Source organism: Actinoplanes aureus, assembly GCF_015704865.1.
Classification (GTDB): domain Bacteria; phylum Actinomycetota; class Actinomycetes; order Mycobacteriales; family Micromonosporaceae; genus Actinoplanes; species Actinoplanes aureus.
On sequence record NZ_JADQTO010000007.1, the window covers coordinates 186,241 to 213,163 of the forward strand.

The following is a 26,923-nucleotide window of genomic DNA, read 5'->3' on the forward strand; positions in this document are numbered from 1 at the left end:
GAAACACGTCAAACAGCGCCGGATCAGGACCGTGCGGGCCCGGTCGAGTCGCGCACCACCAGCTCGGTGGCGAGCTCCACGTGCAGCGCCTCCAGATGGTGCCCGCCGAGCATCCGCAACAGCAGGTTGACCGCCATCCGGCCCATCTCGCCGAGCGGCTGCCGGACCGTGGTCAGCAGCGGGTGACACGCCTCGGCCAGCTCGATGTCGTCGAAGCCGGCCACCGACAGGTCGTCCGGCACCCGCAGCCCCCGCTCGGCCGCCGCACGCAGGGCACCGATCGCCATCTTGTCGTTGAACGCCACCAGCGCGGTCGGCCGGTCCGGCAGGTCCAGCAGCTCCGCCGCGGCCCGATGGCCGAGCTCGGTGGTGGGCTCGGCGACGAACCTGGTCAGCTCCGGCGCCTGGAGCACACCGGCGTCGGCGAGCGGCGACAGGTAGCCGGCGAACCGGTTCTCGCTGGCCAGCCAGTCACGCGGGCCACCGATGATGCCGATCCGGCGGTGCCCCAGCTCGATCAGGTGCGCGGTGAGCCGGCGGGCCCCGGCGAAGTGCGCCGCCGAGACGGCCGCCAGGTTGCGCGGCGGCGGGGTACGCGGATCGACCACCACGAACGGGAAACCCCGATCACGCAGCCGGACCAGCTCGGCACCCGGCTCGGGCGGCAGGATCAGCACCGCGCCGGCGACGTTGCGCCGGCCGGTCAGCCCGGGAAGCACCCGGTCCCGCTGGGCCGCCACCCCGGCGTTCAGGATCACCTCGAGGCCGTGCGGCTCGAGCGCCTCGGCGACCGCCGACACGATCAGTCCGAAGTAGTCGGTCAGCACGTACGGGCAGCGCACGAAGACGCCGGTGGCCCGCTCGGCCCGGCCACCGCGCCGCTGCGGCGCCTGCCGGCCCAGCGAACCCATCGCGCTGAGCACCCGGTCCCGGGTGTGCGGCGCGACGTTGGCCCGGCCGTTCAGCACCCGGGAAACCGTGGCGATCGACAGCCCGGTCTGCGCGGCCACGTCACGAACCGTGGCACGCCGCGCGCTTGTTTCATCGCCCTGTTTCATCGCCGCGAGCATAGACGCTGATACCTCGGTACTAGGGGTCATCTGGCTCCACGGATTGACGAACACCGCGCTTCCGCCGCCCTACCTTCGCTTCGCCTGGAACCGATCGAAGCGGAGGAACAGCGATGAATCGACTGTGGATCGTCCCGGCGCTGCTGCTCACCGCCCCGGCGTTGTGGCTGTTCGGCCCCACCCAGGCGGTCACTTCCACACCGCCACGGCACCAGGAGTGGCTGGCCGACGCGCGGCAGTTGCCCGACCCGGCCACCGCCACGGCCGAGCAGATCTCCGCCTGGTTCGCGAACCTGCCGGCGGCCGGAGCCGACGACCTCACCCGGCAGTACCCCGAGGTGATCGGCAACCTGGACGGCGTACCGGTTTCCCGGCGCTACGCGGCCAACGGCGACCCGGCCTGGACCGGCCGGCAGATCCTCGCCCTGGACCGGCGCGGCGACGGGCTGATCGCCGAGGTGCTGGGCGACCTCACCACCGCGAGCCGGGTGGCGATCCTCATCCCCGGTGTGGCGACCGAGCTGGCGAACTTCGACAGCGGCCTCGGCGGCGTGCGCCACCGGGCGCCCGCCTGGCAGGCGCGGCAACTGCACGATCGGATCCGCGAACTCGATCCGGGCGCGCCGGTCGCGGTGATCGCGTGGCTGGGCTACGACACCCCCGAGGGCGTACGCCGGGAGGCGATCCGCGAGGACCGGGCGGCGGCCGGGGCACTCGCCCTGGAACGGTTCGTCGCCGGTCTGGTGCGGGAGCGGCCGGACCGGCAGATCACCCTGATCGGGCACAGCTACGGGTCCATCGTGGCCGGTCGCGCCGCCTCCCACCTCGGACCGCAGGTCACCGACATCGTGGCGATCGGCAGTCCCGGGATGGGCGTACCGGACCGGGCGGCCCTCGACACCACGGCCCGGGTGTGGGCCGGCAGCGCACCGGACGACTGGACCCGGAGGATCCCCGGCATGCGCGTCTTCGGCATCGGTCACGGCCGCCTGCCGGTCGATCCGGAGTTCGGCGCTCTGCCACTCCCCTGCGCCGACACCACCGGCCACGACGGCTACTTCCAGCCCGGCACCGAGTCGCTGCGCGCGATGGCGGAGATCGCCCTCGGCCTGACCTCGAGGAGCACCACGTGAAGATCGACATGGACACGATCGTCGGCCTCTACTTCAAGCACGCGGACGCGCTGCGAGCCGCGCGGCGAGCGCAGGCGGCGCTGCTGGCCACGGAGTTCCGGATGCGGCCGCGCCTCGACGACGCCGAGGCGGAGATCTGCTATCTGCTGGTACGGGAGCTGCGGCCCGGCCGGGTGGTCGAGATCAGCGACGAGCGCGGCTGGTCGACGACCTGGCTGCTACGGGCGCTCGCCGACAACGGCTACGGCACCCTCGACACGTATACCGCCGCCGACCGGGCGGAGCGCCAGGTCCCCGCGGCGCTGGCCGGCCGCTGGCGGCTCCATCGCCGCGACGTACGCACCGCCGACGACCTCGCGCCGGACCACATCGGCTACCTGCTCATCGACGCCGTCCACACCACGTCGTTCGCACACTGGTACCGGCGTCACCTGCTGAACCGGCTCCGTCCCGGCACCCCGGTCGCCGTCCACGACGTGTTCCACCGCCCCGCGAACGCGTCCCGCGAAGGCCGGGTCGTGCTCGACTGGCTCGCCGCCGGCCACGCGCCGCACTTCACCGTCTCCGCAGCCGCCGCACCCCAGGAATATGCCGAGCTCACCGTCGCGAAACGCCTGCTCTCCCTGGGCGCAGTTGTCCACCGCCCGGCCCCCAACCCCATGCTGTTCTGCACCACCCCACGGCCCGCATTCGCCACCCCGCCGACCGCGATCTGAGCCGCGCGTCAGCCGGCGACCAGGCGGAGGGGCTCGCGTAGGCCGCGCAGGGCGACCGCTGTGGCGTCGTCGGCCGGCAGGTAGACGATGAGGCGCTGGTCGTCGTCGGCGGAGAAGTCCAGGGTTTCGTAGGCCAGCCGGAGTGGTCCGGCGGACGGGTGGTTCATCCGGAGCGCGCCGTTCGCCCTGGGCAGGCCGGGCACGCTGCCGAGCCGGCCGGTGAACTCCTCGCCCGCGGTCACGGTCAGCTCGTCGGCGAGCGTGGCCACGTGCGGGTCCGCCCGGAACGGTCCCTGCTTCAAGGCCGCCACCTGCTCGTCCGCCACGTGCCCCCAATCCGGGTAGGCGGTTCGTGCCCGCGGATCGCCGAAGACGTACCGGACCAGGTTGGGCGGGTCGCCGTCGAGCAGGCCGAGCGGCCGGGCCAGGCGGGCGAAGGCGGGCGTGTACGCCAGCACGTCACCGAGCTGGTTCACCAGCACGGCGGCCGCGGGTTCGAGCTGGTCGAGCAGGGCCCGCACGGTCGGCCGGACGGTCCGCGCCGGACCGGCCGCGCCGCGGCAGGTGAAGCCGGCGTCAGCGGATTTGGTCAGCCGGTGCAGGTGGACACGTTCGGCCGGGGTGAGCCGCAGGACGCCGGCGAGCGCGGAGAGCACCTGCGGCGACGGGCGGCGATCGCGGCCCTGCTCGAGCCGGATCAGGTACTCGACGCTCACCCCGGCGAGCGTGGCCACCTCGGAGCGGCGCAGTCCGGGCGTACGCCGCCGCGAACCGGGCGGGAGGCCGGCCTCGGCCGGAGTGATCGCCTCCCGGCGGGTACGCAGGAACAGGCCCAGCTCGTTGTCGCTCACCAGCCGACCGTAGCAACGGCGCGGGCGGTGAGGGTGGCCCCCGCACTACCACGCTGAGCGCGGCCTCCCCGGCGGGCGCCGCGCCGATCAGAGTCGACTCCGACGACAGCGAACCTGTGAAAGGCGGACGACATGACTCCGACCGTGATTGTGGTGGGCGGCGGGTACGGCGGCATCGCGGTGGCGAAGGCACTCGACGACGTCGCCGACGTCACCCTGGTGGAACCCCGGGAGACCTTCGTGCACAACGTCGCCGCGCTTCGCGCGACCGTCGATCCGGAATGGACCGACAAGATCTTCATTCGGTACGACGGCCTGCTGTCCCGCGGCCGGGTGGTCCGGGACCGGGCGGCCCGGGTGTCGGCGACCGAGGTCGAGCTGGCCTCCGGCGTACGCCTCCCAGCCGACTACGTCGTGCTGGCGACCGGCTCCTCCGCACCGTTCCCCGGAAAGATCGACTCTCTGGTACGGGACGACGCGGTCACCCGGCTGCACCGGACCCGTGACGCGCTGCTGCGCTCGTCGAAGGTGCTGCTGCTCGGAGCGGGCGCGATCGGCCTGGAGTTCGCCGGCGAGATCAAGGCGGCCTGGCCGGAGAAGTCGGTCACCCTGGTCGAAGCGGGCACCGATCTGCTCGGTGGACGGTTCCCCGGCGAGTTCCGGGCCGAATTGCGCCGGCAGTTGGACGCTCTGGGCGTACACCTGCTTCTCGGAACCTCGCTGCGTGCCCTGCCGGAACCGGACGCGGGCAGCTTGCGCCCGTTCACGGTGACCACCGCCGAGGGTGACGTTCTCGCCGCCGATCTCTGGTTTCCGTGCTTCGGTGCGGAGGTCCGCACCGATTATCTCGACGCCGGCCTGGCCGCCGCGCGGCAGCCGGACGGTCGGCTCGCGGTGACGTCGCAGCTGCGCCTGGCCGGGCAGGAGACGGTCTTCGCGGTCGGTGACGTGACCGCGGTGCCCGAACTCAAGCAGGCCCGGGCCGCGGGTGAGCACGCCGAGGTGGTGGCCGGCAACATCCGTGCGCTGATCGGGGGCGAGCCGGTGCGGCACGAGTACCGGCCGGCGCCGGACGCGATGCTGCTTCCGCTCGGCCCGGCCGCCGGCGCCGGTTACGCCCCGGAGTGGGGTCTGGTCGGCGCCGAGGCGACGGCCCAGTACAAGGGCACGTTCTTCCTGGACGACTACCGGGAGTTGCTGGGCGCCCGGGTCTCCGCGTGATCAACTAGCTCCCGGCCGGTCACGCGCCGCCGCACCATCCCGAACAGGGCGAGCGCGGCGAGAATGCCGGGACCCATGTGCACCGCCAGCACCCCGGCCAGGGCGGGACCACCCCAGTCGTCGCTGTAGGTGGACGGGTCGGTGACGTCGATGACGAACGGTTCGGCGACCGCTCGGGCGATGAGATAGAGCCCGAGGATCACCCCGAGCACCTTGAGTACGCCGATGGCGAATCGCTTCATAACTCGACGGTAGGAACGCCCCGTCCCGGCTGCATCGGGAAGATCCCGGATACCGCCCACCAGGGGTTTTCACAGTTCGAAGCGGCTGCCGACGGCGTTCGGGCGGAACGCGCCGGGCAGGCCGGCGGCTAGCGCCTGCTGCGCTTTCCACGACGTGCAGTGCGCCGGCACGAGCACGCCCGGCGCCTCGGCCGCCAGCGCCTCCACCGTCGCCGGGACGATCGCGCCGTCCCGCAGGTGGAGGCCGCCGAGAATGGCGTGGATCCGGTCGACGCCGGTGAGGCGCTGCGCGTACCGGACGATGTTGACGATCCCGGAATGTCCGCATCCGGTCAGCACGACCAGGCCACGGTCCCGGACGTGCAGCACCACCGCCTGGTCGTCGTGCACGACCTGGTCCGGCTGCCAGACACCGTCGCGCAGCGCCTGATGTGCCGGTGGCATCCCGGTCTCGAACGGCGTCGTCCGATCCACCTCGCCGGTCACCAGCAGCATCCCGTCGAGCAGGAAGGACGGCTGCCGGTCCTCCACCACGGCGAACCCGGCACCTTCGATCGCGGACCGGCTCGGGGTCGGCAGCTCCAGGGTCCGGTCCGGCGAGACGATCCGGCGGCGCAGCCAGAAGTCGGGGTGCAACAGCACCGGCAGGTTCGCCCGCCCGACCCGCTCCGCCAGGCCGTTCAGCCCCATCACGTGATCGAAGTGCCCGTGACTGAAAACGATCGCCTCGAACGAATCCGGCGCGATCCCCAGCCGGTCCAGGTTGCCGATCAGCCCGTCCGCGGTGACCCCGGTGTCGAAGAGCACCCGACGGCCGTTCACCTCGATCATCGCGGAGAAGCCGTGCTCGGCCCGGAGAAAATCGAAGCTCTGCTTCTCCAGCGCGAACTCGGCGGGAAGCACCGGCAGCGGGCCTGCCGATCCGCTCAGGCCCCAGCGCCGGACCAGCCCCTCGTCCGGGAGCAGCGCGTCCGACGAGTTGTCCATCAGGGTGGTGATGTGCACGCCGTCGACCGGCGCGAGGCCTATCTGCTGCACCTCTCGCAGGTTACGCCCACACTGGGTCGATGGACGCCTTCAGCCGCTTCGAACATGCCGGCTGGGCCGAGGCCGGCCGGGCCACCGGCTACGACCGTCTGCTCGCCCGGATCACCGCACGGGTGGTCGACCCGCTGCTCGACGCCGCCCGGGTCGGTGACGGCTCACGCGTACTCGATCTGGCCTGCGGCCCCGGCCAGGCAGCCGCCCGCGCCCTCGATCGCGGCGCCCGGCCCGTAGGGGTTGATCTGTCCGCCGCGATGATCGAGCTGGCCCGCGCCCGTCACCCGGCGATCGAGTTCCACCAGGCCGCAGCCGAGTCACTGCCGTTCCCCGCGGCGTCCTTCGACGCCGTGGTCGCCAACTTCCTGCTGCCCCACCTGGCCGACCCTTCGGTCGCCGCGGCCGAGGCCGCCCGGGTGCTGGCGTCCGGCGGCCGCCTCGCCCTGAGCGTGTGGGACCTGCCCTCACGCGCACGCTTCGTCGGCATCCTGCTGGATGCCATCACCGAGGCAGGCGCGTCGCCGCCGGCTGATCTCCCACCCGGCCAGCCATTCTTCCGGTACGCGGAACCGGACGCCATATTCGACTTGTTCCATTCCGCCGGTTTCACCGAGGTCTCGCTGACGACCGCGACGTTCGACCAGCAGCTCTCCTCAGTGGACGAACTCTGGCACGGCCTACTCGACGGCACGGTGCGCACGTCGGCGCTGGTGATGGCCCAGCCCGCACCGGTGCAGGCCGAGATCCGGGCGGCGTTCGAGCGGTTGGCCGCCCCCTATGACCTGTCGGTCCCGGTCGCGGCGGTGATCGCCGCCGGGGAACTGAGCAGCGGCCGCTGAAGCGCTCAGAGCGGCTGTGGCGGCCGCGCTCAACCGGTGCGCGGATCTCTGCGGCCACCTCGTCGTCGGTGAGTTGGCGCAGCATCCCGGGACGGACCCGGACGTCGAGTTCACCGTCCGGCTCGCGGGTAACAGTGGTTATCGCCTTCTCGCTGGTGGCGAACGAACAGGAGCGGAACGCAAGGAGGCCGTCCGGGACGCCAACGGCAGCGATCGTCCCCTCGCACGGTGCGCTCGCCACTCCCTGCCGTGCCGTCTCCGCCTCCGGCTCACCGACGGCGAACAGGTCGAGCTCACCGGTGAACCGCTGATTGCCGGAGACGAAAGAGATCCCGCAGATGGTGGAAGCCTCGTTCTCGTCCCGGTTCGGGTCAGCCTCGGTCACCGACCAAGAGCCTCCAGATTCGACCTGCATACGCGGAGCCAGGTCGGTGCACGTCGGCACCCAAGGCAGCCGGCTATCGGAGCGGCCGATCCACCACAGGACGCCCCCGGCGATGGTCACGATCACGGCGACTACGCCCAGTACCCGGGTTAGTTGCGAGCGTTTCACCGGAAGTCCCTACGGCGTCGTTCACCGGCTCTCGATTGAGCATCACCGTGCCCGGGCTGCGCTTCGAGCGCTCCCACGCCTGTCTTCATGACTCAACGTCGATGCTCTTGTTCAGGTTCACCCACTGTCGGCCGCGGACAGGCGATGCTGCGCGCAGCCGAGCACAGCAGGTAAGTGGCAGCCTCGTAAAACGACGGACCGGGGCTGCCCTCATCAGGGCAACCCCGGCCTCACCTGCAAAAACCGCTACTAACGTCAGCCCTTCAGCAGCTGCCGCGCCATCACGATGCGCTGGACCTGGTTCGTACCCTCGTAGATCTGGGTGATCTTGGCGTCGCGCATCATGCGCTCCACCGGGTAGTCGCGCGTGTAGCCATACCCACCGAGAACCTGGACCGCGTCGGTCGTGATCTCCATGGCCGCGTCGGACGCGAAGCACTTCGCCGCCGCGCCGAAGTAGGTCAGATCAGCGTCGCCGCGCTCGCTCTTGCCGGCCGCCACGTAGGTGAGCTGGCGGGCCGCCTCGAGCTTCATGCCCATGTCGGCGAGCATGAACTGCAGGCCCTGGAAGTCGGCGATCGGCTTGCCGAACTGCTTGCGCTCCTTGGCGTACGCCAGCGCGAAGTCGAGCGCGCCCTGGGCGATGCCGATGGCCTGCGCGGCGATGGTGACCCGGGTGTGGTCCAAGGTCTGCATGGCGGTGGCGAAGCCGGTGCCCTCGGCGCCGATGATCCGGTCGGCCGGGATGCGCACGTTGTCGAAGTAGACCTCGCGGGTGGGCGAGCCCTTGATGCCGAGCTTCTTCTCGGGGGCGCCGAAGCTGACGCCCTCGTCCGACTTCTCCACCACGAAGGCGGAGATGCCGCGGGAGCGGGCGGACGGGTCGGTGACCGCGAAGACCGTGTAGAACTCCGACACGCCGGCGTTGGTGATCCAGCGCTTCACGCCGTTGAGCACCCAGTGGTCGCCGTCGCGTACGGCCCGGGTGGTCATCGAGGCGGCGTCGGAGCCGGCTTCCGGCTCGGAGAGGCAGTAGGAGAACATCGCCTCGCCGGAGGCGACCTTCGACAGGTACTTGAGCTTCAGGTCCTCGGACCCGGACAGGATCAGCGGCATCGTGCCGAGCTTGTTGACCGCCGGGATCAGCGAGGAGGACGCGCAGGCCCGGGCGACCTCTTCGATCACGATCGCGGTGGCGAGGGCGTCCGCGCCGGCGCCGCCGTACTCCACCGGGATGTGCGGGGCGTGGAAGTCGGAGGAGCGGAGCGCGTCGTACGACGCCTTGGGGAACTCGCCGGTCTCGTCGGCCTCGGCGGCGTGCGGGGCTACCCGCGCGTCGCAGACCTCACGCACCGCGGCGCGGATGGTCTCGTGGTCCTCCGGAAGCCGGTAGACGTCGAAATCAGACATGCCCTGACCTTAACCTTCCCTAAGGGGGTCCCGCCGCTATGTTACCGGCGCGTAGCGTCCGCCTGGCAAGCACACCCACTGTGCCGAATATCGCCTCGTCACCACAGGCGTGTGAGGAAAAGTGCCGGGTTCGGGGCCGTTTCCACGGATCTCCACCCGGTTGAGACTGTTCTAATGAGGTGTCATAACGGCATGCTCGAACCACACAGAGCGGCCGGTGGGTCGAGGAGGTCCGGTGGCGCAGGCTGACGAGCCCGACTACGCAGACGAGCTGGCTCGTATTGACGCCTCCATCGCGTCGATGAAGATACGCGACATGCAGGCCGCCAAGGAGCGGACGCAGATCGCCGCCAAGATCCAGGCGGCGCAGTTCCAGCGTGACATCCTGGCCCACGCGCAGAAGTCCAAGGGTTCGAAGAGCCGCCGGACCACCGGTAAACGCAAGCCGCCGGAGGACTTCCCGCCGCCACCACCGCGCTCCGCCGAGCCGGCCGGCGCCGCCGATACGCCGCCGCCACCGCCCGAGACGGCACGCCGGCGGCCCACGGCACCGCCGCCGGACTGGGCCGAGCCCGGGTCCGCGCACACCGGCCCGCCGGGAGCCGCTTCCGACGGAGCCACGCTCCTGGTGGACGACCCGCCACCGACGGAGAGGGTCACGCCGCCCGGACCGCGCCGCCCGCCGCTGGCCACGATGGAGCACCCGCCCGAGGCGTCCAGCCAGTCGGTGCAGAACATCCTGCTCGCACTAGGCGCGCTGCTGCTCGGGGTGGCGGCCGTGGTCTTCGCCGGGGTTGCGGTCTCCAACCCGTTCGCTCGGACGATGATCCTGGCCCTGGCCACCGGCATCGCCCTGACGGTCGCCCCCGGGGTGGCTCGGCGTGGCCTGACCTCCACCGGTGAGACGATCGCCGCGGTCGGCCTGATCCTGCTCCCGATGACGCTGTACGCGCTGCACGGGAGCGCGCTCACCGGCGGACCGGACGTGCCGGTCTCCCTCTATCTCGGCGTCACCTTCGCGATCACGGCGGTGGCCGGCTTCGTCTACGCCGGGATGACCCGCCTCGCCGCGCCCCGGTACGCCACGGTCATCGCGACGCAACCGGTCGCGCCGCTTCTCGCGTACCCCATGATCCAAAGCCCGGCCGGCTGGGGCCTGGCCCTGACCACCGTGGCCGTGCTCGACCTGTTGCTGCTCACCACGGTGATCCGCAAGGGCCGGCTGGTGCCGCGCTGGCCGCTGGGGCGGCCGGTGGCCGCCGACCGGGTGTCGCTCGCGGAGGCGGACGCCGACGCCGAGCGGTTCGCGCGCCGCCCGGGTGCGCCCGATCCGGCGGACCCGGCGGCGTACGCCGCGGACGCCCCGCCCCGCCCGGAGTCGCGGCCGGAGGAACCCGATCTGATCATCCCGGGGCTGACCCGGCCGAAGCGCCGCTGGCTGCCCTCCCGGATCTTCCCCGGTCCGCGGCCGGACGGCGCGCCACCGGCCGGTTCGGCGCCGCTCGCGCCGCCGGCCACCCCGCCGTCCGCCGACTGGCTGCGCGAGCTGACCTTCGCCCTGCTCTGTCTGGCCAGCGCGGGCGCCCTGCTGTACTCCTCGGTGGCCCTGCTGCAAGCCGCGATCCCGGCTGACGCGCTGCGTTCCGGCCTGATCCTGGTGGCGGCCCCGGCCACCGCCGTGGCCGCGGCCCGGCTGCTGAAGCACCCGCTCGCCCTGAACGTCGCGGGTGGCGTGCTCACCCTGGCCCTGATCGGCGCGACCGCCCGGATCGCCGACGTGGTCTCCCCGCACTGGACGCTTGTCGCCTCCGCCGCGGTCGTCGCACTGACCGGCGCCGTCGTCGGGATGCTGGCCGAACCGGTGCGCCGCGGCCCGCAGTACGCGGCGACCGGCGCGCTCGCCCTGATCGGACTGGTCGTGGCCGTGGACGTGCTGCGGGCGGCGATCGCACCGGTCGCCGCGGCCCGCCCGGTCTGGGACGCCGACACCGCCGCCTACTCGCGGCAGCTGGCCGAGGCCGTCGGTCCGGAGGGCTGGCTGCTGGCGTTCAGCGCGCTGCTGCTGACCATCGCGGCCGCGCTGGCCCTGCCCACCGGGATCCGGCACGAGGGTGCGGTGGCGGGCATCGCGCTGACCGCCCTGGCCGTACCGGCGTCGTTGAGCCTGCCCTGGTCGGAGGCACCCTGGCCGCTCGTTCTGGCGTCCATCGGCCTGGGCGCGGCCGGCCTGTGGGCGGGCACCCGGCGGGTCGCGATCGCGCACGTCCTGGCCGCCGGAATCGTCGGCCTGTTCGGCGCCGGCGCCTCGCTGAGCGCCTCCTGGCTGACCGCGGCGGTGCTCACCGCGATCGCCGGCGCCGGCGTCATGGTGGCGATCGCGGCCCGGCAGATCCCGGTCCGGCTCTTCGCCTGGCTGGTCGGTGACTGGGCCTCCGGCGCCGCCGCGCTCGCGATCCCGGGCGCCGCGGTGACCGCCGCCCTGGCGATCTCGGACACCGGCGGTGGCCCACCGCCCACCTCGGGCTCCACCGTTCCCGCGCTGGCCGCCGGCTTCCTCGCCGTGGCCGGCACGCTCAGCTACGCGGCGGTCTTCCAGGTGGCCCACCGGGAGATCAGCCTGCCGCTGACCCTGGGCACCGGGCTGGGCGCGCTCTCGATGGCGTTCGCCGCGCTGTTCGCCCCCGGCGCGGCGGCACCCGACCTCTGGGTCGGCGCGCTGCTGCTGGGCGCCGCCGGCCTGCTCTTCTTCGCCAAGTCGATCGACGCCCGGGGCCGCAACGACCGGACGCTGGACGGGCCGGACATCGCCGCCGCGGCCGCCACCGTCGCGATCTGCGGCGCACTGGCCCGGGTCGCCGCCCTCGCCTTCCCGGACGCGCCGCTGGCCGTCGCCGGCGTGGTGGTGCTGCTGGTCGGCATGGGCGTCACCGTGCTCGAGGAGGACTTGCGGCGCGGACCGTCCCGGGGCCTGGCCGTCGCCGGCCTGGTGGTCGGCGTCATCGCCGGCTGGCAGGCGATCGAGGGCGGGCTACGGATCCTCTCCGCACCGGGCCCGCTCTGGGAAGCCAACCTGAGCGGATACGTCACCGACCCGCCGCCCGGTGCGTGGCAGGCACCGTTTGCCCTGGTGACGATCGCGATCACCGCCGCGATCGGGATGCCGAAGCCGTATTCGCACTACGCCTCGGCACTGGCCGCCGCGCTCGCCACGATCGGCACCCCGTGGGCGCTCGGCCTGCCCTGGTGGTCGCCGCTGCTGGTCGGTGGGGCGGTGGCGATCGCGTACGCGCTGGCCGCCGTCGCCGCCACGCAACCGGCACCGGCCCGGGCCCGGGCCGGCGTCGCCATCCTGGTGCTGCTGCACGCCACCGCCACCGGGCTGGTCCGTCCCTGGTCGACCGCGCTGGCCCTGTTCCTGGTGGTGATGCTCGGGTTGCTGGTGGCGGTGATGGCCCGGATCCCGGCCGGGCCGGCCGTCGGCACGCCCGAGGACCCGGCGCCGACCGTCGAGTTCGCCGCCGAGCCGGGTGAGCCGGGTGAGCCGCCGCTGCGTGTGCTGCCTCCGCACCGCGCCCAGCTGGGCGGCGCGGCCACCGCCTCGGTGCTTCTCGCCCTCCCCGGCGTCCTCGCCTCGCTCGCCGCCGACCAGGGGTACGGCATCCAGGTGATACTGACCGCCGCACTGGCCGGCTCCAGCCTCGGCCTGGCCCTGCTCGCCCGGGCCGGAAAGCACGTGCCGCAATACCTGCCGTGGGCGACGATCGGCCTGGTCCTGGGTGCCACCATCACGGCGCTCACGTCCGTGCCGACCGACTACCCCACCGCGCTGTACGCCGCCGCGGCCGCCCTCCTCGGGGTACTCGCCGAACTGTTGCGCGGCGCGGCACCGGCCCCCGTCCAGCGGATCGCCCCGATCGAATATCCGCCGCCGAGCCGGTACACCCGGCTGCGCCGCGGCGCGCTGCGCTCCAGCGGCCTGACCCGGGGCGGCTGGACCGAGCGCTGGCTGGCCGACCCGGCGACCGGGGCCGTGGCGATGGCGCTGATCCCGACCGTGCTGGCGCTCTTCTCCCTCGCGCCGGCTCTGCGGGCCGCGCTGGTCGACCCGCTCAAGCAGTTGCAGGCGATCTGGGAGGGTCCGGTCCCGGCCCTGGCGAACCCGCTGGCCGGCAACGTCGACGCGACGAGTGCGCTGGCGGCGGTGCTGCTCACCGGCGCCGCGGCGCTGGCGGCGATCGGGTTCGGCGGCAAGGCGTCCGAGGCCGTTCCGGTGGTCCTGCCGGGCATCGCGCTCACTCTGCTGATCACGCCGATCGCGCTGCACGCGCCGTTCCCCGCCGCGACCGGTGCGGCCCTGGTCGTCTTCACCATCACGATGCTCGGGCTGGCGCTCACCCCGCCGCCGGTGGCGACCCGCGCGCCGCTGCTGCGCGGCACGCGTACCGTCGTCTTCGCGATCGGCCTGCTCGCCGGCGGCGCCGGTCTGGCCGGCAGCCTGGCCCAGCAGCCGCTCACGCTCTTCACCCTGGGCAGCGCGGTCGGCGTCGGCCTGGTCGCCGCGCTCGGCGGCCGCACCCAGATGGCCCGCCTGCTCGGCTGGCTCTTCGCCGCCGTGATGGGGCAGATGTTCGTGCTGACCGGGGCGATCGCGGCCGGGCTGGACCGGCACTGGGCGGCGTTCGGTGTGCTCGCGGTCGGTGCCGCGCTGCTCTCCCTGGAGGCGGCGCTACCCCGGCTCGGCATGCCGCAGTACCGGGCCGAGGCGGTCACGGTCGAGTGGTGCGGGTACGCATCCGCGGTCATCGCCGGTGCGCTGGCCTTCGACTCGCTGCCCCACCTGGCCGCCCTGCTGGCCGCCTGGGGTGCCGTGCTCGGCCTGGCGGCGTCCCGGCCGGACCGGACCCCGAGCCAGCGGCGGACGCTGTTCTGGGTGGCGGTCGGGTTCGAGATCCTCGGCTGGTGGCTGTTCATCGCGCTGGCCGAGGTCGGGCTGCCGGAGGCGTACACGCTGCCGTTCGCGGCGCTGGCCCTCGCGGTCGGTGTCGTGGAGGCCCATCACCGGCCGGACTTGAGCAGCTGGGCGGCGTACGGGCCGGCGCTACTGGCCGCCTTCGTGCCCACCATGGGCATCGTGCTGGCCGGTAACGGCGGAGATCTGCGCGAGGTGTTGCTGCTGCTCGGCGGGGTGATCACCTTGATCATCGGGTCGCGGTCGCGGCAGCAGGCCCCGGTGGTGGTCGGCACGGTCGCCACCGTGGTGGCCGCGTTCCGGTTCGCGTTCACCCTGGGTGGGCCGTGGCTGATGCTGATCCCGATCGGCGTGATCCTGATGTTCCTGGGCGCCACAAGCGAAAGCCGGCGGCGGGCCCAGGAGCTGCGCAACGTGGTATCCCAGATGCGCTGACAACGCGGCTGGTGGCCCAACCGCAGTGCTGCCTCAGCGGAACTGAGGCAGCACTGGCGTTGGGCCAGGCCGCCAGAAGCGTGACCCTAGCCGAGCAGCTTCTCGCGCAGCGCCGCGTCCTTCTCGGCGACCAGCTTCTCCAGGCCGGACTGGAAGTCGGCCATCTTCTGGCGCAGCGCCGGGTCGGCCGCGCCGAGGATCCGGACCGCGAGCAGCCCGGCGTTACGCGCCCCGCCGATCGACACGGTCGCGACCGGCACGCCGGCCGGCATCTGCACGATGGAGAGCAGCGAGTCCATCCCGTCCAGGTGCTTGAGCGGCACCGGCACGCCGATCACCGGCAGCGGGGTCAGCGCGGCGACCATGCCCGGCAGGTGCGCCGCGCCGCCGGCCCCGGCGATGATCGTCCGGATGCCGCGGTCGGCCGCCGACTCGGCGTAGTCGACCATCTTGCGCACGGTGCGGTGCGCGGAGACGACTCCGACCTCGAACGGCACCTCGAACTCGGCGAGCGCGACCGCTGCGGCCTCCATGGTGGGCCAGTCCGAGTCGCTGCCCATGATGATGCCGACCTGCGGGGCCATCTACACGCCTTCCTGAAGCCACTTGGCGGCGCGCACGGCCCGCGCGCGCACCTCTTCCAACGAGTCGCCGAGCACGGTCACGTGCCCGATCTTGCGGCCCGGCCGCACCTGCTTGCCGTAGAGGTGCACGCGCGCACCCGGGTCCGAGGCGAAGAGGTGGTGCAGCCGCTCGTCGATCGAGATGCCGCCCGGCTCGCCACCGAGCACGTTCGCCATCACGACCACCGGCGCGGTCAGCGAGGTCGCACCCATCGGATAGTCCAGCACCGCCCGCAGATGCTGCTCGAACTGCGAGGTACGAGCGCCCTCGATGGTCCAGTGCCCGGAGTTGTGCGGGCGCATCGCCAGCTCGTTCACCACGATGCCGGCGTCGGTCTCGAACAGCTCGACGGCGAGCAGGCCGACCACACCGAGCGCGTTCGCCAGGTCGATGGCGAGCTGCTGCGCCTCGACGGCACGCTTCTCGGAGAGCCCCGGCGCGGGCGCGATCACCTCGACGCAGATCCCGTCCCGCTGCACGGTCTCCACCACCGGGTAGGCCGCGACCTGCCCGAACGGCGACCGCGCCACCAGGGCGGCGAGCTCCCGACGCAGCGGCACCTTCTCCTCGACGATCAGCGGGATGCCGGTCGACACGAGGTCCGCGGCGGCCTCCGGCGAGCCGACCATCCAGACGCCGCGTCCGTCGTACCCCCCTCGGGTCGCCTTGGCCACCACCGGCCAGGAGCCGCCCGCGAAGGCCTCGATCTCGGCCGCCTCGGTGATCCGCGCCCAGCGCGGCACCGGCGCGCCGAGCGCAGCCAGGCGCTCCCGCATCAGGCCCTTGTCCTGGGCGAAGACCAGCGCCTTCGACCCCGGGAAGATCTTCACGCCCTCCGCCTCGAGCGCTTCGATGTGCTCGGTGGGCACGTGCTCATGGTCGAAGGTGACCGCGTCGCACCCCTTCGCGAACTCACGCAGCGTAGCGAGATCGGTATGCGTCCCGATCGGAACATCGGCCGCGACCAGCGCGGCACTGTCGTCAGGCTTCTCACTGAGCACGCGCAGTGACTGGCCGAGAGAAATGGCGGCCTGGTGGGTCATCCGGGCCAGCTGGCCGCCGCCCACCATGCCGACTACGGGCAGACCGGTTCGGGTATCCATCGCCAGGCAAGCCTAGCGACGGGCAAGCTCTCCAGAAAATCAACCCCTTTCTGGTACGCCCACACCTCTCGCCAAAGCCGCCCCGTCCCCGCCCTGCGGGCGCTACCGCCGGCCGGTGGACCGCCCCCACAAGAGACGAAAATGTCGGTCGCCGCCAGTAGCATGGCCGGCATGAGCGCAGAGGCAATCGGCAGGTTGATGCCCGCCACCATCACGCTCGACGACCTTGCCGCCATGATCGAGGCGGACACGCACGGACATCGATACGAGACAAGCACCCTAGGAGTGCTCTCCGTGGTTCCGCCCCCCGACGGCAGGCACGCCAAGATCGCCACTCATTTGATGTCGTGGCTTCTCAAAGCAGGCTGGTCCGAAGATCAGCTCATGCAGGTGGCAGGCATCCGGATCCCAGGTCCGGCTGGAGACGCCGGGCGGATTCCTGATCTCACCGTCTGGTCGCGTGATCCAGGCGATGCGGTGTGGTATGACGCCGACGGCCTTCTTCTGGTCATCGAGATCATCTCTCCGGGATCAGAAGCGATAGATCAGGTCACCAAGGTCGCCGAATACGCGGCCGCCGGCATCCCGCTGTACTGGACCGTGGCCCGCGACGCCGCGAACACCGTGACGATGTATCGGCTCGCGAAAAACGTCTATGAGGTCACAGCCCAGATACCGCTCGCCTGGCTGCTGCGGACCCAGCCGAACGAGCATCTCCCGGCGGAGAGCTGATCAGGTCGCCAGCCTCGCGACCAGTTCCTCGCTGCCGGTGACCGGGCGCTCACAGACGAAACCGCGGCAGACGTAGGCGGTCGCGCGACCGTCGATCAGCGGACGATCCGCGAGCAGCGGCACGCCCGGCCGGTCCGGCTCACCGGCGACGATCACCGTGCCACCCGGCGCGTGCCGTAACGCTGCCGCCACCAGCGGATCAGCCGGATCGTTGGTGGCCACCGCGATCTCGAACGGACCGGTCAGCGCTGCCTCCGCGACCGCCGCCGAGTAACCGGCGAAGCGCGGATGCCCGCCGATCAGCGGCCCGAGCGTGGCCAGCGCCGCATCAGCCGCCTCCCGGTACGACGTCTCCCCGGTCAGCGCCGCATACCCGACCAGCGCCGCACAGATCGACGACGCACCCGACGGGGTGGCGTTGTCGGTCGGGTCAGCCGGACGGGTGAGCAGCTTCTCCGCGTCGTCCGCGGTGTCGTAGAACCCGCCCTCCCCGGTGCCGAAGTGCGCGAGCGCGACGTCCAGCAGCTGCCGAGCGAGCGTGAGCCAGCGCGGGTCCGCCGTGACCTGGTGGACCGCGAGGAACGCCTCGGCCACGCACCCGTAGTCGTCCAGCACCCCGACCGGCTCGCCCACCACGCCGTCCCGGGAGACCCGCCGCAGGCGGCCGTCGACCAGATGCCGGTCGGCCAGCACCTCGGCGAGCGTCACCGCCGCCTGACGAGTGGACGCCGACCCGGTGAGCACACCGTGCTCGGCCAGCGCCGTGATCGCCAGGCCGTTCCACGAGGCGACCACCTTGTCGTCGCGTGCCGGTTGCGGGCGGCCGGCCCGGACCGCGAGCAGACGCTGCCGGACGTCCTGCCAGCGGGCGATCAGCGCCGGGTCGGCGGCGTCGATGTCGCGGGCCAGCACCAGCACGCTCTTGCCGTGCTCGAACGTGCCGGCCGTGGTGACCCGGAACAGGTCCGCCGCCCACGTCCCGTCGTCCGCGCCGAGCGCTCCGACGAGTTCGGCGGGCGTCCACGCGTACGTCAGGCCCTCGACGCCTTCCGTGTCGGCGTCCAGGGCCGACGCCAGCCCGCCCTGCGGGGTACCGAGATCGCGCAGCAGGAACTGGGCGGTCTCGTCGGCGATCCGCCGGGCGAACGGGTCGTCGGTGAGCCGCCACAGCTGGGTGTAGACCCGCAGCAGCAGCGCGTTGTCGTAGAGCATCTTCTCGAAGTGCGGCACGGTCCACGTGCCGTCCACGGCGTACCGGGCGAAGCCGCCGGCCAGCTGGTCGTAGAGGCCACCACGGCCCATCTGCTCGCAGGTGTGCCGGACCATCTCCAGCGCCCGCGCGGACCCGGTCCGCTCGTGATGCCGCAGCAGGAAGAGCAGGTTCATGTGCGGCGGGAACTTCGGGGAGCCGCCGAACCCGCCGTACGTCTCGTCGTGCTCCTCGGCCAGGCCGTTCGCGGCGGCCTGGAGCAGCGCGGCGGAGATCGGCGCGGTCGGGCCGCCAACCAGCTGGGCACCGCCGACCGCCTGGACCACCGCGGCGCCCTGCTTGACCACATCGTCCCGCTGGTCCCGCCACGCCGTGGCGACCGAGTCCAGCAGCCTGGCGAAGTGCTGCTTCGGGAAGTAGGTGCCGCAGAAGAACGGGTCACCGTCCGGGGTGGCGAACACCGTCATCGGCCAGCCGCCCTGCCCGGTCATCGCCTGCGTCGCTGTCATGTAGACGGCGTCGACGTCGGGCCGCTCCTCCCGGTCCACCTTGATCGAGACGAAGCCGTCGTTCATCAACTTCGCCACGTCGTCGTCCTCGAAGGACTCGTGAGCCATCACGTGGCACCAGTGACAGGCCGCGTACCCCACCGAGATGATCACCGGGACGTCCCGGCGGCGAGCCTCCGCGAAGGCCTCGGGTGACCACTGCCACCAGTCGACCGGGTTGTCCCGGTGCTGTTGCAGGTACGGCGAGGTGGCTTCGGCGAGACGGTTGGCCATGCCCCCAACCCTCTCACGCCGGACGGCTATGGCCGGTCAGGAAGCGTCCTCCGCGCGCAGCGGGGTGACCTGCGATGCCGAGGACGTGGCGGCCAGCTGCGACAACGCCTGCACGATCTTGTCGGCCGGCATCGGCTTGCAGAAGTGGTAACCCTGCGCGGTGGGGCAGCCGAGCGCGATCAACGCGGCCCGCTGCTCCATCGTCTCGATGCCCTCGGCGACCACCCGTACGCCCAGCCGCGCGCCGAGCTCGACCGCACCGCGCACGACCGCACCTGCCGCAGCCGAGTCGATCATCTCGTCCACGAACGACCGGTCGATCTTGATCTCGTCCACCGGCATCCGGGTGACCGAGGCGAGCGACGAGAAGCCGGTGCCGAAGTCGTCGAGCGAGACCTGCACACCGGAGGAGCGCAGCCGGGCCAGCACCTCGTCGACGATCTCCTGCTCGCTCACCGCCACCGACTCGGTGATCTCCAGGACCAGGCGTGACGCGGGCGTACGATGCCGGCGCAGCGCCTCGGTGACCTGCGCCGGGAACGTCGGGTCGGTCAGGCTGCGTGCGGACACGTTCACAGAGACCGGCACATCGATGCCCTGCGCGTTCCAACTGGCCGCGGCGGCCAGCGCCAGATCGAGGACCCGCCGGGTGAACGGGATGAGCAGTTCGCTGCGCTCCACCGCGGGCAGGAAGTCGCCCGGCGAGAGCTGTCCCCGCCGCGGGTGCCGCCAGCGGACCAGCGCCTCCACCCCGGTCGGCACCGAGGTGATCAGGTCGACCGCCGGTTGCAGGTGCAGCACGATCTGGTCGTCCGCGGCGAACGCGTCCTGCAACTCGGCGAGCAGGGCCAGCTGGTCGGTGCTGCTGGCGTCCTGCCCGCTGTCGTACGTCCCGACCGTGACGCCCAGCTCCTTGGCCCGGCCGACGGCGAGCGAGGAGCGCCGGAGCAGCTCACCGACCTCGACGTGGCCGGCCCGGGCCACCACCACGCCGACGGTCACCTCGACGGCCAGGCGTACCCCGGCCACCTCCATCGGCAGCCGCAGCTGCTCCACCAGCTCCCGAGCCCGGCGCAGCGCCACCGGAAGCGGGCTGGGTTCGCCCTGCGGCCAGGCCGCGGAGTCGGCGAGCGCGACCACCGAGGGCACCAGCAGCGCGAACTCGTCGTCACCGGTACGCGCCACGACCTCCCCGGACCGGGCCAGCTCGGTGAGCCGTCCGGCGATCAGGCGCAGCACCTCGTCGCCGCCGCGGTGCCCGAGTGTGCTGTTGACCTGCCGGAAGTCGACCACGTCGAGGAGCAGCACGGCCACGTACCGCTCGCGGTCCAGCGAGCGCAGCAGCGGGTCGCCGACCGCACCGAACGACGAGCGGTTGACCAGCCCGGTCAGCGGGTCGTGCACCCGGTCGTGGGCGGCGCGCTGATCCAGTTCGACCAGTCGCTGATGGGCCGCCGCGTCGTGCAGCGCCCCGGCCAGCGCCTCCCCGTACGCCCGGATGGCCGCCTCGTCCTGCGGAACCGGCAGACTGGGCTCGCCGAGCCACACGGTGAGCTCGCCGACCGGCCGGCCGGCCACCACCATGCTGCGGGTGATCGCCGTTCCGGACCGGGCGCCGGCCTCGTCGTCCTGACCGGGATCGTCCTGTGCGTAGCGCCGCTGGCCCTTCTCGGTGTGCAGCTCCAGCTCGGCCCGGCGGGCACCGAACACGTCCAGAGCACCACGAAGCCCGGCACGGGCCACCTCGGCCTCGCTGGTACCGGGCAGCCGGGCGGTGGCGGAGGCGAACGCCTCCCACATCCGGCGCTCCTCGGCGGCGCGCAGGTGGAACCGGTAGGTCCGGTGCAGCAGCCAGAGCGCCGGGCCGAACGCGAGCAGCCAGAGCGGCTCGCGGGCCAGCGCGAACACCGCGAGCAGGCCGACCAGGACGTTGCCCACCGACATCGGGAGCTTGGCTTGCAGCACCCGGGTGGCGACCTGGGCCGGCTCGGCGTCCCGGCGCAGGGTGAGAGTGAGCACCACCAGGCCGAACGTGATGATCAGATAGACGACGGCACCGGCCACCAGGGCGAGCGGCAGCCGGGCGCCACTCATCGGCGCGTCGCCGGCGAGCAGCGCGGTGACCAGGGCGGCACCGGCCACGCCGAGAGTCATCGAGGCAACCAGGTGAACGACCTCGGCCACGTTGCGCAGCCCGGTGAGCCAGGCGAGCAGCATCCAGGCCAGGCCGGTCCCGGCCAGGGTGGCGGCGGGCAGCCAGCCGGCCGGGGCGACGACGAATCCGACCACCACGGCGGCCTCGGCCCAGCTGACCGAGACGGCGTCCGGCCCGAGGCGGAACCGGAGCCCGGCGAGCTGCGCGATGGCCGCCAGCACGGCGGCGACGCAGACGCCGTCCAGCGGGGAGAGCGGACGGTCGGCCGGGCGGTCCACCGGTTGCAGCGCACCGAGCAGAACGGCGGCCAGTGCCGCCACCACGACCACGGCGGTCAGGATGCGTACCGGCCGGGGGCGGCTGAGCCACGAGCCATCGCGGAACGACTGAATGCGCTGAGGATGCGTCACGGCGACATCCACAGCGAATGCACAACCGGATGCACGTGCAAATGCTCTGCGGAGACTCGGCGCCGGACTGTGTGCATGTCGGCGCCCCCTTCCCGCAGGGTTCCGGGGCCGCGCGGCCCCCGGGCGGAAGGCTAAATCAATACCGATGAACGCAACAGGGCTTGACGGACCGCAGACGGGATGCTGGGCACCAGAAGGTCAAAATCGCCCGGGGTACGCCGGCCGTCCCCTCCGTCAGGCCCGGGCCGTCCCGCCCTCGCCGGCGGAACCGCGCTCGCCGTCCGCCACACCCTCGACCTCGGCATCCTCCGCCGCGCCGGCTGACACCGATCGATCCGCTTCGACATCGTCCCCCGCCGCGGCTCCGGAACGCTCGAGATCAGCATCGAGCCGCGCGATTTCTGCCACACGCTCCCGCTCCCCGGCAACCGGGAAACTGTCGGGAAGCCGACGAATCCGCTTGTTCATGTTGCGGATCAGCAGCACCGTGGCTATGCACATGAGGACGATGAGGAACAGCCCCATCGGGCCGGCCAGGCCGCCCGATCGGGTGTCGCCGAAATTGTTGACCGCGAGAACGTCCACGCCCTCAGCGTACTGCTCAGTGGGCTTCGACCTTCTCCCGGATGCCGGCGAAGAGGTCCGATTCCGGGACCGGGCTGTCGACCAGCGAGCGGGCCAGCTCGAAGTCCTCGGTCGGCCACACCTTCTGCTGGAGCTCGAGCGGGATGTGGAACCAGAAGCCGTCCGGGTCGACCTGGGTGGCGTGCGCCCGCAGCGCATCGTCACGAATCGCGAAATAGTCCCCACACTCGATCCGGGTGGTGATCTTGTCGCCCCGATCGTGCCGGTCCGACCACTTCTCCAGCCACTCCGTGTAGGGCGACTCCAGGCCGGCCGCGAGCATCCCCTCGTGCAGCGCCAGCATCCGCGCCCGGGTCCAGCCGGAGTTGTAGTACAGCTTCAGCGGCTGCCACGGCTCACCCAGCTCCGGGTAGCGCTCCGGGTCACCGGCCGCCTCGAAGGCCACCACCGACACCTTGTGACACATGATGTGGTCCGGGTGCGGGTAACCGCCGTTCTCGTCATACGTCGTCATGACGTGCGGCCGGAACTCACGGATCAGCTTGATCAGCGGTTTCGCCGCCTCCTCCGGGTCCTGGAGCCCGAAGCAGCCGTCCGGCAGCGGCGGCAGCGGGTCGCCCTCCGGCAGGCCGGAGTCGACGAAGCCGAGCCAGGCCTGGTCGACGCCGAGAATCTCGCGCGCCTTGTCCATCTCGGCGCGGCGGATGTTGGTGATGTCCGCGAGCACCTCGGGCCGGTCCATCTTGGGGTTGAGGACGCTGCCCCGCTCCCCGCCGGTACAGGTCGCGACCAGCACCTGGACGCCCTCGGCGATATATTTCGCCATGGTTGCGGCACCCTTGCTCGACTCGTCGTCGGGGTGCGCGTGCACGGTCATCAGGCGCAACTGCTCAGTCACGTGTTGGGATCCTCTCGACCAGGCCTGCCGTGAGCGGGCCGGGATCGGCTGCGAAGATGGAACTCTGCCATTCTGGCCGATCCCACCGACAACAAACGCACGAGAGGTCGTCAGGTGAGCGAGACGCGCGCCACAACGCCGGTGTTCCCGCCGGGCCGCTACGGTCGTCGCCGCGACGGCCGCCGGCGCCGCTGGGGGCCGATCCTGGCCGTGGTGCTGTTCGCGGTCGGCATCCTGGGCCTCACCCTCACGTTCTACGACAAGTTCGGTGAGGGCGACTACACCCCGCAGATCATCGGCTGGAACGAGCCGGCCGAGACCGAACTCGTGATCCAGTTCCGGGTCTGGGTGCCCGAGGGCGGCACGGCCAACTGCATGCTCCGGGCGCGCGACTACGACGGGTTCGAGGTGGGGCGGCGGTCGGTGCTGGTGCCGGCTCCTAAGGGTGGCGGCCCGGTCGAGGTGAGCGAGTCCGTGCCGACCAAGTCCCGGGCTTCGGTCGGCGACGTGATGGGATGCCGCCCGGCGAGCTGATCCGGCCGATGTCAAGGTGCCGACGACATCGAGCGCCGTGGCGCTGTGCACACCGCTGGTAAGCTTGGTGATTCGCTGCGTTCGGCATGCCGTCTTCGCGCAGCAATGCATTGAGCACTGCCGCGGCATGCTTCAACACTGCCCAGTTCCAGCAAGGAGATCGACCGTGTCCAGTTCCGAGGCGCCGAAGACCTGGCTCTCCCAGGACGCTTACGACCGGCTACAGGCCGAGCTCGACGAGTTGATCGCGAACCGGTCGGCGATAGCTGCGGAGATCAACGCCCGGCGCGAGGAGGGCGACCTCCGCGAGAACGGTGGCTATCACGCGGCGCGCGAGGAGCAGAGCCGGCAGGAAGGCCGCATCCTCTACTTGAAGGAGTTCCTGCGCAACGCTGAGGTCGGCGAGGTCCAAGCGGCCGACTCGGTCGCGCCGGGCTCGGTCGTGACCATCTACTTCGACGACGACCAGGCGGACACCGAGACGTTCCTGCTCGGCTCCCGGGAGATCGCGTCGACCACCGACCTGACGGTCTACAGCCCCGAGTCGGCGCTCGGCAAGGCGATCCTCGGCGCTCGGCCCGGCCAGACCGTGACCTACACGGCCCCGAGCGGTGCCGACATCAAGGTCACCGTGGTGAAATTCGGCCCCTTCGAGGGCTGAGCTGAGCTTGCTGGCATGAGCTCGTGGTGGTTTCTCCACCACGAGCTCATCACTTTTACGGGGTTGCTTCGGCGAGCAGCGCCACCCGGTAACCGGCGTCCCGCAGGGCACTGATCAGGGCCGACGAGTGGGCCGGGCCGCGCGTCTCCACCGAGAGCGCCACCTCCACCTCGCCGAAGCCCAGCCGCGGGCTCTGCCGCGAGTGCGAGACGTCGACGATGTTCGCCCGCTGCTCGGCGATCTCGCGCAGCAGCCGGGCCAGCTGACCCGGCCGGTCGGTGCAGCGCACCGCGAGACGCAGGAAGCGGCCGGCCGACGCCAGACCGTGCTCGATCACCCGCAGCAGCAGCATCGGGTCGATGTTGCCGCCGGACAGGATCGCCACCACCGGACCACCGCGCGGCGGCACGTACGCACCGGTGAGCAGCGCCGCCACCGCTGCCGCGCCGGCCGGCTCCACCACCATCTTGTGCCGCTCCAGCAGCACCAGCAACGCGGCGGAAAGATCTTCGTCCGTGACCGTGACGATCTCGTCGACCAGCTTCGCGACGTGCGCGAACGTCAGATCACCGGGACGCATGACGGCGATGCCGTCCGCGATGGTGGCGCAGCTGTCCAGCTTGCGAGGCGCACCGGCAGCGAGCGAGGGCGGGTACGCCGCCGCGCCGCTCGCCTGCACACCGATGATCCGGATGTCCGGGCGTACCGCCTTGGCCGCGACCGCCAGCCCCGAGATCAGGCCGCCGCCGCCGACCGCGGTCACGATCGTGGTGGCCTGCGGGCATTGCGACAGGATCTCCAGGGCGACCGTGCCCTGCCCCGCGATGACGTCCGGATGGTCGAACGGGTGGATCAGGACCGCCCCGGTGCTGCGGGCGAAGTCGTGTGCCGCCTCCAGCGCGTCGTCCACGCTCGTCCCGGCGTACTCGACCGCTGCCCCGTACCCCTTGGTGGCGGTGACCTTGGGCAGCGGCGCGCCCTCCGGCATGAAGACGGTGGCGCGCGTGCCGAGCAGGCCGGCGGCGAGCGCCACGCCTTGGGCGTGGTTGCCGGCGCTGGCCGCGACCACGCCACGGCCGCGCTCCGCCTCGGAGAGGCGGGAGATCCTGGTGTACGCCCCCCGCACCTTGTACGACCCGGCCCGCTGCTGGTTCTCGCACTTCAGCCAGACCGGCGCCCCAGTGATCTCGGTGAGCGGCCGGGACGGGATCAGCGGCGTCTCCTTGACCACCCCGCTCAGCAGGTCACGGGCGGCCTCGACGTCGGCGAGAGTGAGCAGGTCCAGCGGCGTTTCAGCGGCGGTCATGGACACCAATCGTGCCACCACCGCTCGCCCGAGCCGTACGGCATGCCCTGCCGGCCTGGTGCCGCCTGATGTGGCCGGTCACACCAGCGCGTGCCGCTGCCAGGGGTTGAGGACCTCGAACTGACCGGCGACCGCGAGCAGCAGCAGCTCCGAGTCGGGCGGGCCGACGATCTGCACCGCCAGCGGCAGCCCGTCCGGGCGGAAACCGACCGGGATCACGATGGCCGGCAGACCGGCGAAGTTCCACGGCGCCGCGTACGGCGCGTAGGAGGCGTTGGCCCACATGTTCTTGCGCCAGGACTCGGCCGAGTACCGCACCGCGGGCGGCGGCGCGGTGGCCAGGGCCGGGGTGAGCAGCAGGTCGATCGAGCGGTCCGCGAAGAATTGGATCGACCGCTCCCGCCAGGCGTCCCGCTGCTTCTGCCGGACCAGCCCGGCCCGCATCGCGGCCTTGCCGAGCCGGATGTGGTTGCGGGTGCGCGGCTGCAGGCTGCGCACGTCCAGCCCCTCGGAGTTCACGTAGGCGCCCGCGAACCAGGTGGCGAGCACTCCCAGCGCGACACCGTTCGGATAGCGCGGGTCGGCGGTCACCGTGTCGTGGCCGGCCTGGACCAGCAGTTTCGACGCCGTGGAGACGGCCGAGACGTTGGGCTCGTCGGGCTTGACCCCGGCGACCGGGGACCGCAGCGAGACGCCGATGCGCAGCTTGGCGGGCTCGACCAGCTTGGCCGGGGCCTGCCCGGCCAACACCGAGAAGCCCAGCGCCGCATCCGCCACCGTGGTGGTGAGCACGCCGTTCTCGGTCAGGCCGAACCAGTCCTTGTCGCCGAAGCCGACCGGCACCACACCGCGGCCCGGCTTGAGCCCGACCAGACCGCAGCAGGCCGCCGGAATCCGGATCGAGCCCAGTCCGTCGTTGCCCTGAGCGATCGGAACCAGGCCGGCGGCGACCGCGGCGGCCGAGCCGCCCGACGAGCCACCGGGCGTCCGGTCCAGGTCCCACGGGTTCCGGGTCGGGCCGGTCTCGTCGTCGGTCACCGCCCAGAGGCCCATCTCCGGCATCTTGGTGACGCCCACGACGACCGCACCGGCGCCACGCAGCCGCCGGACGACCTCGTGGTCCTCCTCCTCGACCTCGGCGGTGCGCGCCGCCGCGGAGCCGTGCCAGGTGGGCAGGCCGGCCACCGCGGTGTTCTCCTTGACCGCTACCGGGACCCCGGCGAGCGGCAGGTTGGCCAGGTCCTCCTGGTCGTCGACCTTCTCCGCCTCGGTGATCGCCTCACCGCCGCGGACCACCCGGAACGCGCCGAGCGCCGGATCCGAGATCGCGATCTGCTCCAGATGGTCGGCCACGACCTGGGTGGCGCTCGCGTCGCCACGGCGTACCGCACGGGCGATCTGCTTCGCGGTAGCGCCCACCCAGGTCGTCGAGTCCATGCGCAG

General features: G+C 72.1%; 21 protein-coding genes. 8 read left to right on the forward strand and 13 right to left on the reverse strand.

Annotated elements, in window-relative coordinates; genetic code table 11:
* Positions 1–23: 23 nt before the first annotated feature.
* A complete protein-coding gene (locus I4J89_RS17000) occupies positions 24–1,058 on the reverse strand; it encodes a LacI family DNA-binding transcriptional regulator (RefSeq protein WP_196414949.1) in 1,035 nt (344 codons plus the stop codon).
* A 125-nt stretch (positions 1,059–1,183) separates the two neighbouring features.
* On the opposite strand from I4J89_RS17000, the gene I4J89_RS17005 reads away from it, so the two are divergent.
* Both I4J89_RS17005 and I4J89_RS17010 read left to right on the forward strand, forming a co-directional pair.
* Positions 1,184–2,203, forward strand: a complete 1,020-nt coding sequence (locus I4J89_RS17005) for an alpha/beta hydrolase (RefSeq protein WP_196414950.1) — start codon at positions 1,184–1,186, stop codon at positions 2,201–2,203.
* Complete coding sequence (locus I4J89_RS17010; protein WP_196414951.1) at positions 2,200–2,919, forward strand: class I SAM-dependent methyltransferase; 720 nt, start codon at positions 2,200–2,202, stop codon at positions 2,917–2,919. Before I4J89_RS17005 ends, I4J89_RS17010 begins: the two co-directional genes overlap by 4 nt.
* An 8-nt stretch (positions 2,920–2,927) precedes the next feature.
* Here I4J89_RS17010 and I4J89_RS17015 read toward each other — a convergent pair whose 3' ends face one another.
* On the reverse strand, positions 2,928–3,770 hold the full coding sequence (locus I4J89_RS17015; RefSeq protein ID WP_196414952.1) for a helix-turn-helix domain-containing protein: 843 nt from the start codon (positions 3,768–3,770) through the stop codon (positions 2,928–2,930).
* 132 nt (positions 3,771–3,902) lie between these two features.
* Here I4J89_RS17015 and I4J89_RS17020 point away from each other — a divergent pair, with 132 nt between their 5' ends.
* Entirely contained in the window at positions 3,903–4,991 is a 1,089-nt protein-coding gene (locus tag I4J89_RS17020; RefSeq protein WP_196414953.1) for an FAD-dependent oxidoreductase, read from the forward strand.
* On the opposite strand, the gene I4J89_RS17025 is transcribed toward I4J89_RS17020, so the two are convergent.
* Both I4J89_RS17025 and I4J89_RS17030 read right to left on the reverse strand, forming a co-directional pair.
* Positions 4,955–5,233 (reverse strand): hypothetical protein, encoded by a 279-nt coding sequence (locus I4J89_RS17025; protein ID WP_230859057.1) that lies wholly within the window; start codon positions 5,231–5,233, stop codon positions 4,955–4,957. The two genes, I4J89_RS17020 and I4J89_RS17025, sit on opposite strands and share 37 nt — an antisense overlap.
* 69 nt (positions 5,234–5,302) lie before the next feature.
* Positions 5,303–6,271 (reverse strand): MBL fold metallo-hydrolase, encoded by a 969-nt coding sequence (locus I4J89_RS17030; protein ID WP_309238352.1) that lies wholly within the window; start codon positions 6,269–6,271, stop codon positions 5,303–5,305.
* A 29-nt stretch (positions 6,272–6,300) separates the two neighbouring features.
* On the opposite strand from I4J89_RS17030, the gene I4J89_RS17035 reads away from it, so the two are divergent.
* Positions 6,301–7,113, forward strand: a complete 813-nt coding sequence (locus I4J89_RS17035; protein WP_196414954.1) for a class I SAM-dependent methyltransferase — start codon at positions 6,301–6,303, stop codon at positions 7,111–7,113.
* An 808-nt stretch (positions 7,114–7,921) separates the two neighbouring features.
* On the opposite strand, the gene I4J89_RS17040 is transcribed toward I4J89_RS17035, so the two are convergent.
* A complete protein-coding gene (locus I4J89_RS17040; protein WP_196414955.1) occupies positions 7,922–9,076 on the reverse strand; it encodes an acyl-CoA dehydrogenase family protein in 1,155 nt (384 codons plus the stop codon).
* Between the two features lie 235 nt (positions 9,077–9,311).
* On the opposite strand from I4J89_RS17040, the gene I4J89_RS17045 reads away from it, so the two are divergent.
* A complete protein-coding gene (locus tag I4J89_RS17045; RefSeq protein ID WP_196414956.1) occupies positions 9,312–14,480 on the forward strand; it encodes an SCO7613 C-terminal domain-containing membrane protein in 5,169 nt (1,722 codons plus the stop codon).
* 86 nt (positions 14,481–14,566) lie between these two features.
* Here the strand turns inward: I4J89_RS17045 and purE are convergent, their stop codons facing one another.
* Entirely contained in the window at positions 14,567–15,064 is a 498-nt protein-coding gene (gene purE, locus I4J89_RS17050) for a 5-(carboxyamino)imidazole ribonucleotide mutase (RefSeq protein ID WP_196414957.1), read from the reverse strand.
* Positions 15,065–16,207 (reverse strand): 5-(carboxyamino)imidazole ribonucleotide synthase, encoded by a 1,143-nt coding sequence (locus tag I4J89_RS17055; RefSeq protein WP_196414958.1) that lies wholly within the window; start codon positions 16,205–16,207, stop codon positions 15,065–15,067. It abuts the gene before it with no gap.
* Between the two features lie 171 nt (positions 16,208–16,378).
* Between I4J89_RS17055 and I4J89_RS17060 the strand changes: the two genes are divergently transcribed.
* Positions 16,379–16,939, forward strand: a complete 561-nt coding sequence (locus tag I4J89_RS17060; RefSeq protein ID WP_196414959.1) for a Uma2 family endonuclease — start codon at positions 16,379–16,381, stop codon at positions 16,937–16,939.
* Here I4J89_RS17060 and I4J89_RS17065 read toward each other — a convergent pair whose 3' ends face one another.
* From I4J89_RS17065 to mca, 4 genes are all read right to left on the reverse strand, one after another.
* Entirely contained in the window at positions 16,940–18,931 is a 1,992-nt protein-coding gene (locus I4J89_RS17065) for a thioredoxin domain-containing protein (protein WP_196414960.1), read from the reverse strand.
* Positions 18,932–18,967: 36 nt separating this feature from the next.
* Positions 18,968–21,496, reverse strand: coding sequence for a putative bifunctional diguanylate cyclase/phosphodiesterase (locus tag I4J89_RS17070; protein WP_309238353.1), 2,529 nt, complete (start codon positions 21,494–21,496; stop codon positions 18,968–18,970).
* A 234-nt stretch (positions 21,497–21,730) separates the two neighbouring features.
* A complete protein-coding gene (locus I4J89_RS17075) occupies positions 21,731–22,021 on the reverse strand; it encodes a hypothetical protein (protein WP_230859122.1) in 291 nt (96 codons plus the stop codon).
* Positions 22,022–22,097: 76 nt separating this feature from the next.
* Positions 22,098–22,979: a mycothiol conjugate amidase Mca gene (gene mca, locus I4J89_RS17080; RefSeq protein WP_196414962.1), complete on the reverse strand. Its 882-nt coding sequence runs from the start codon at positions 22,977–22,979 to the stop codon at positions 22,098–22,100.
* A 114-nt stretch (positions 22,980–23,093) separates the two neighbouring features.
* Here mca and I4J89_RS17085 point away from each other — a divergent pair, with 114 nt between their 5' ends.
* Together I4J89_RS17085 and greA are read left to right on the forward strand one after the other, a co-directional pair.
* Positions 23,094–23,513 carry a DUF4307 domain-containing protein gene (locus tag I4J89_RS17085; RefSeq protein ID WP_196414963.1) on the forward strand — a complete coding sequence of 140 codons (420 nt, stop codon included), beginning with the start codon at positions 23,094–23,096 and terminating at the stop codon, positions 23,511–23,513.
* Positions 23,514–23,640: 127 nt separating this feature from the next.
* Positions 23,641–24,174, forward strand: a complete 534-nt coding sequence (gene greA, locus I4J89_RS17090; RefSeq protein WP_196414964.1) for a transcription elongation factor GreA — start codon at positions 23,641–23,643, stop codon at positions 24,172–24,174.
* 55 nt (positions 24,175–24,229) lie between these two features.
* Here greA and ilvA read toward each other — a convergent pair whose 3' ends face one another.
* Positions 24,230–25,480 carry a threonine ammonia-lyase gene (gene ilvA / locus I4J89_RS17095; RefSeq protein WP_196414965.1) on the reverse strand — a complete coding sequence of 417 codons (1,251 nt, stop codon included), beginning with the start codon at positions 25,478–25,480 and terminating at the stop codon, positions 24,230–24,232.
* 78 nt (positions 25,481–25,558) lie between these two features.
* A complete protein-coding gene (locus I4J89_RS17100; RefSeq protein ID WP_196414966.1) occupies positions 25,559–26,917 on the reverse strand; it encodes an amidase in 1,359 nt (452 codons plus the stop codon).
* Between the last annotated feature and the right edge of the window lie 6 nt (positions 26,918–26,923).

Bases quoted from the DNA above. Each gene is read 5' to 3' on its own strand.
- I4J89_RS17065 (WP_196414960.1), bottom strand. From the start codon at position 18,931: ATGGCCAACCGTCTCGCCGAAGCCACCTCGCCGTACCTGCAACAGCAC.
- ilvA (WP_196414965.1), bottom strand. From the start codon at position 25,480: ATGACCGCCGCTGAAACGCCGCTGGACCTGCTCACTCTCGCCGACGTC.
- I4J89_RS17060 (WP_196414959.1), top strand. From the start codon at position 16,379: ATGAGCGCAGAGGCAATCGGCAGGTTGATGCCCGCCACCATCACGCTC.
- I4J89_RS17040 (WP_196414955.1), bottom strand. From the start codon at position 9,076: ATGTCTGATTTCGACGTCTACCGGCTTCCGGAGGACCACGAGACCATC.
- purE (WP_196414957.1), bottom strand. From the start codon at position 15,064: ATGGCCCCGCAGGTCGGCATCATCATGGGCAGCGACTCGGACTGGCCC.
- I4J89_RS17005 (WP_196414950.1), top strand. From the start codon at position 1,184: ATGAATCGACTGTGGATCGTCCCGGCGCTGCTGCTCACCGCCCCGGCG.
- I4J89_RS17075 (WP_230859122.1), bottom strand. From the start codon at position 22,021: ATGGGGCTGTTCCTCATCGTCCTCATGTGCATAGCCACGGTGCTGCTG.
- I4J89_RS17100 (WP_196414966.1), bottom strand. From the start codon at position 26,917: ATGGACTCGACGACCTGGGTGGGCGCTACCGCGAAGCAGATCGCCCGT.
- I4J89_RS17020 (WP_196414953.1), top strand. From the start codon at position 3,903: ATGACTCCGACCGTGATTGTGGTGGGCGGCGGGTACGGCGGCATCGCG.
- greA (WP_196414964.1), top strand. From the start codon at position 23,641: ATGCTTCAACACTGCCCAGTTCCAGCAAGGAGATCGACCGTGTCCAGT.
- I4J89_RS17025 (WP_230859057.1), bottom strand. From the start codon at position 5,233: ATGAAGCGATTCGCCATCGGCGTACTCAAGGTGCTCGGGGTGATCCTC.
- I4J89_RS17035 (WP_196414954.1), top strand. From the start codon at position 6,301: ATGGACGCCTTCAGCCGCTTCGAACATGCCGGCTGGGCCGAGGCCGGC.
- I4J89_RS17000 (WP_196414949.1), bottom strand. From the start codon at position 1,058: ATGAAACAGGGCGATGAAACAAGCGCGCGGCGTGCCACGGTTCGTGAC.
- I4J89_RS17055 (WP_196414958.1), bottom strand. From the start codon at position 16,207: ATGGATACCCGAACCGGTCTGCCCGTAGTCGGCATGGTGGGCGGCGGC.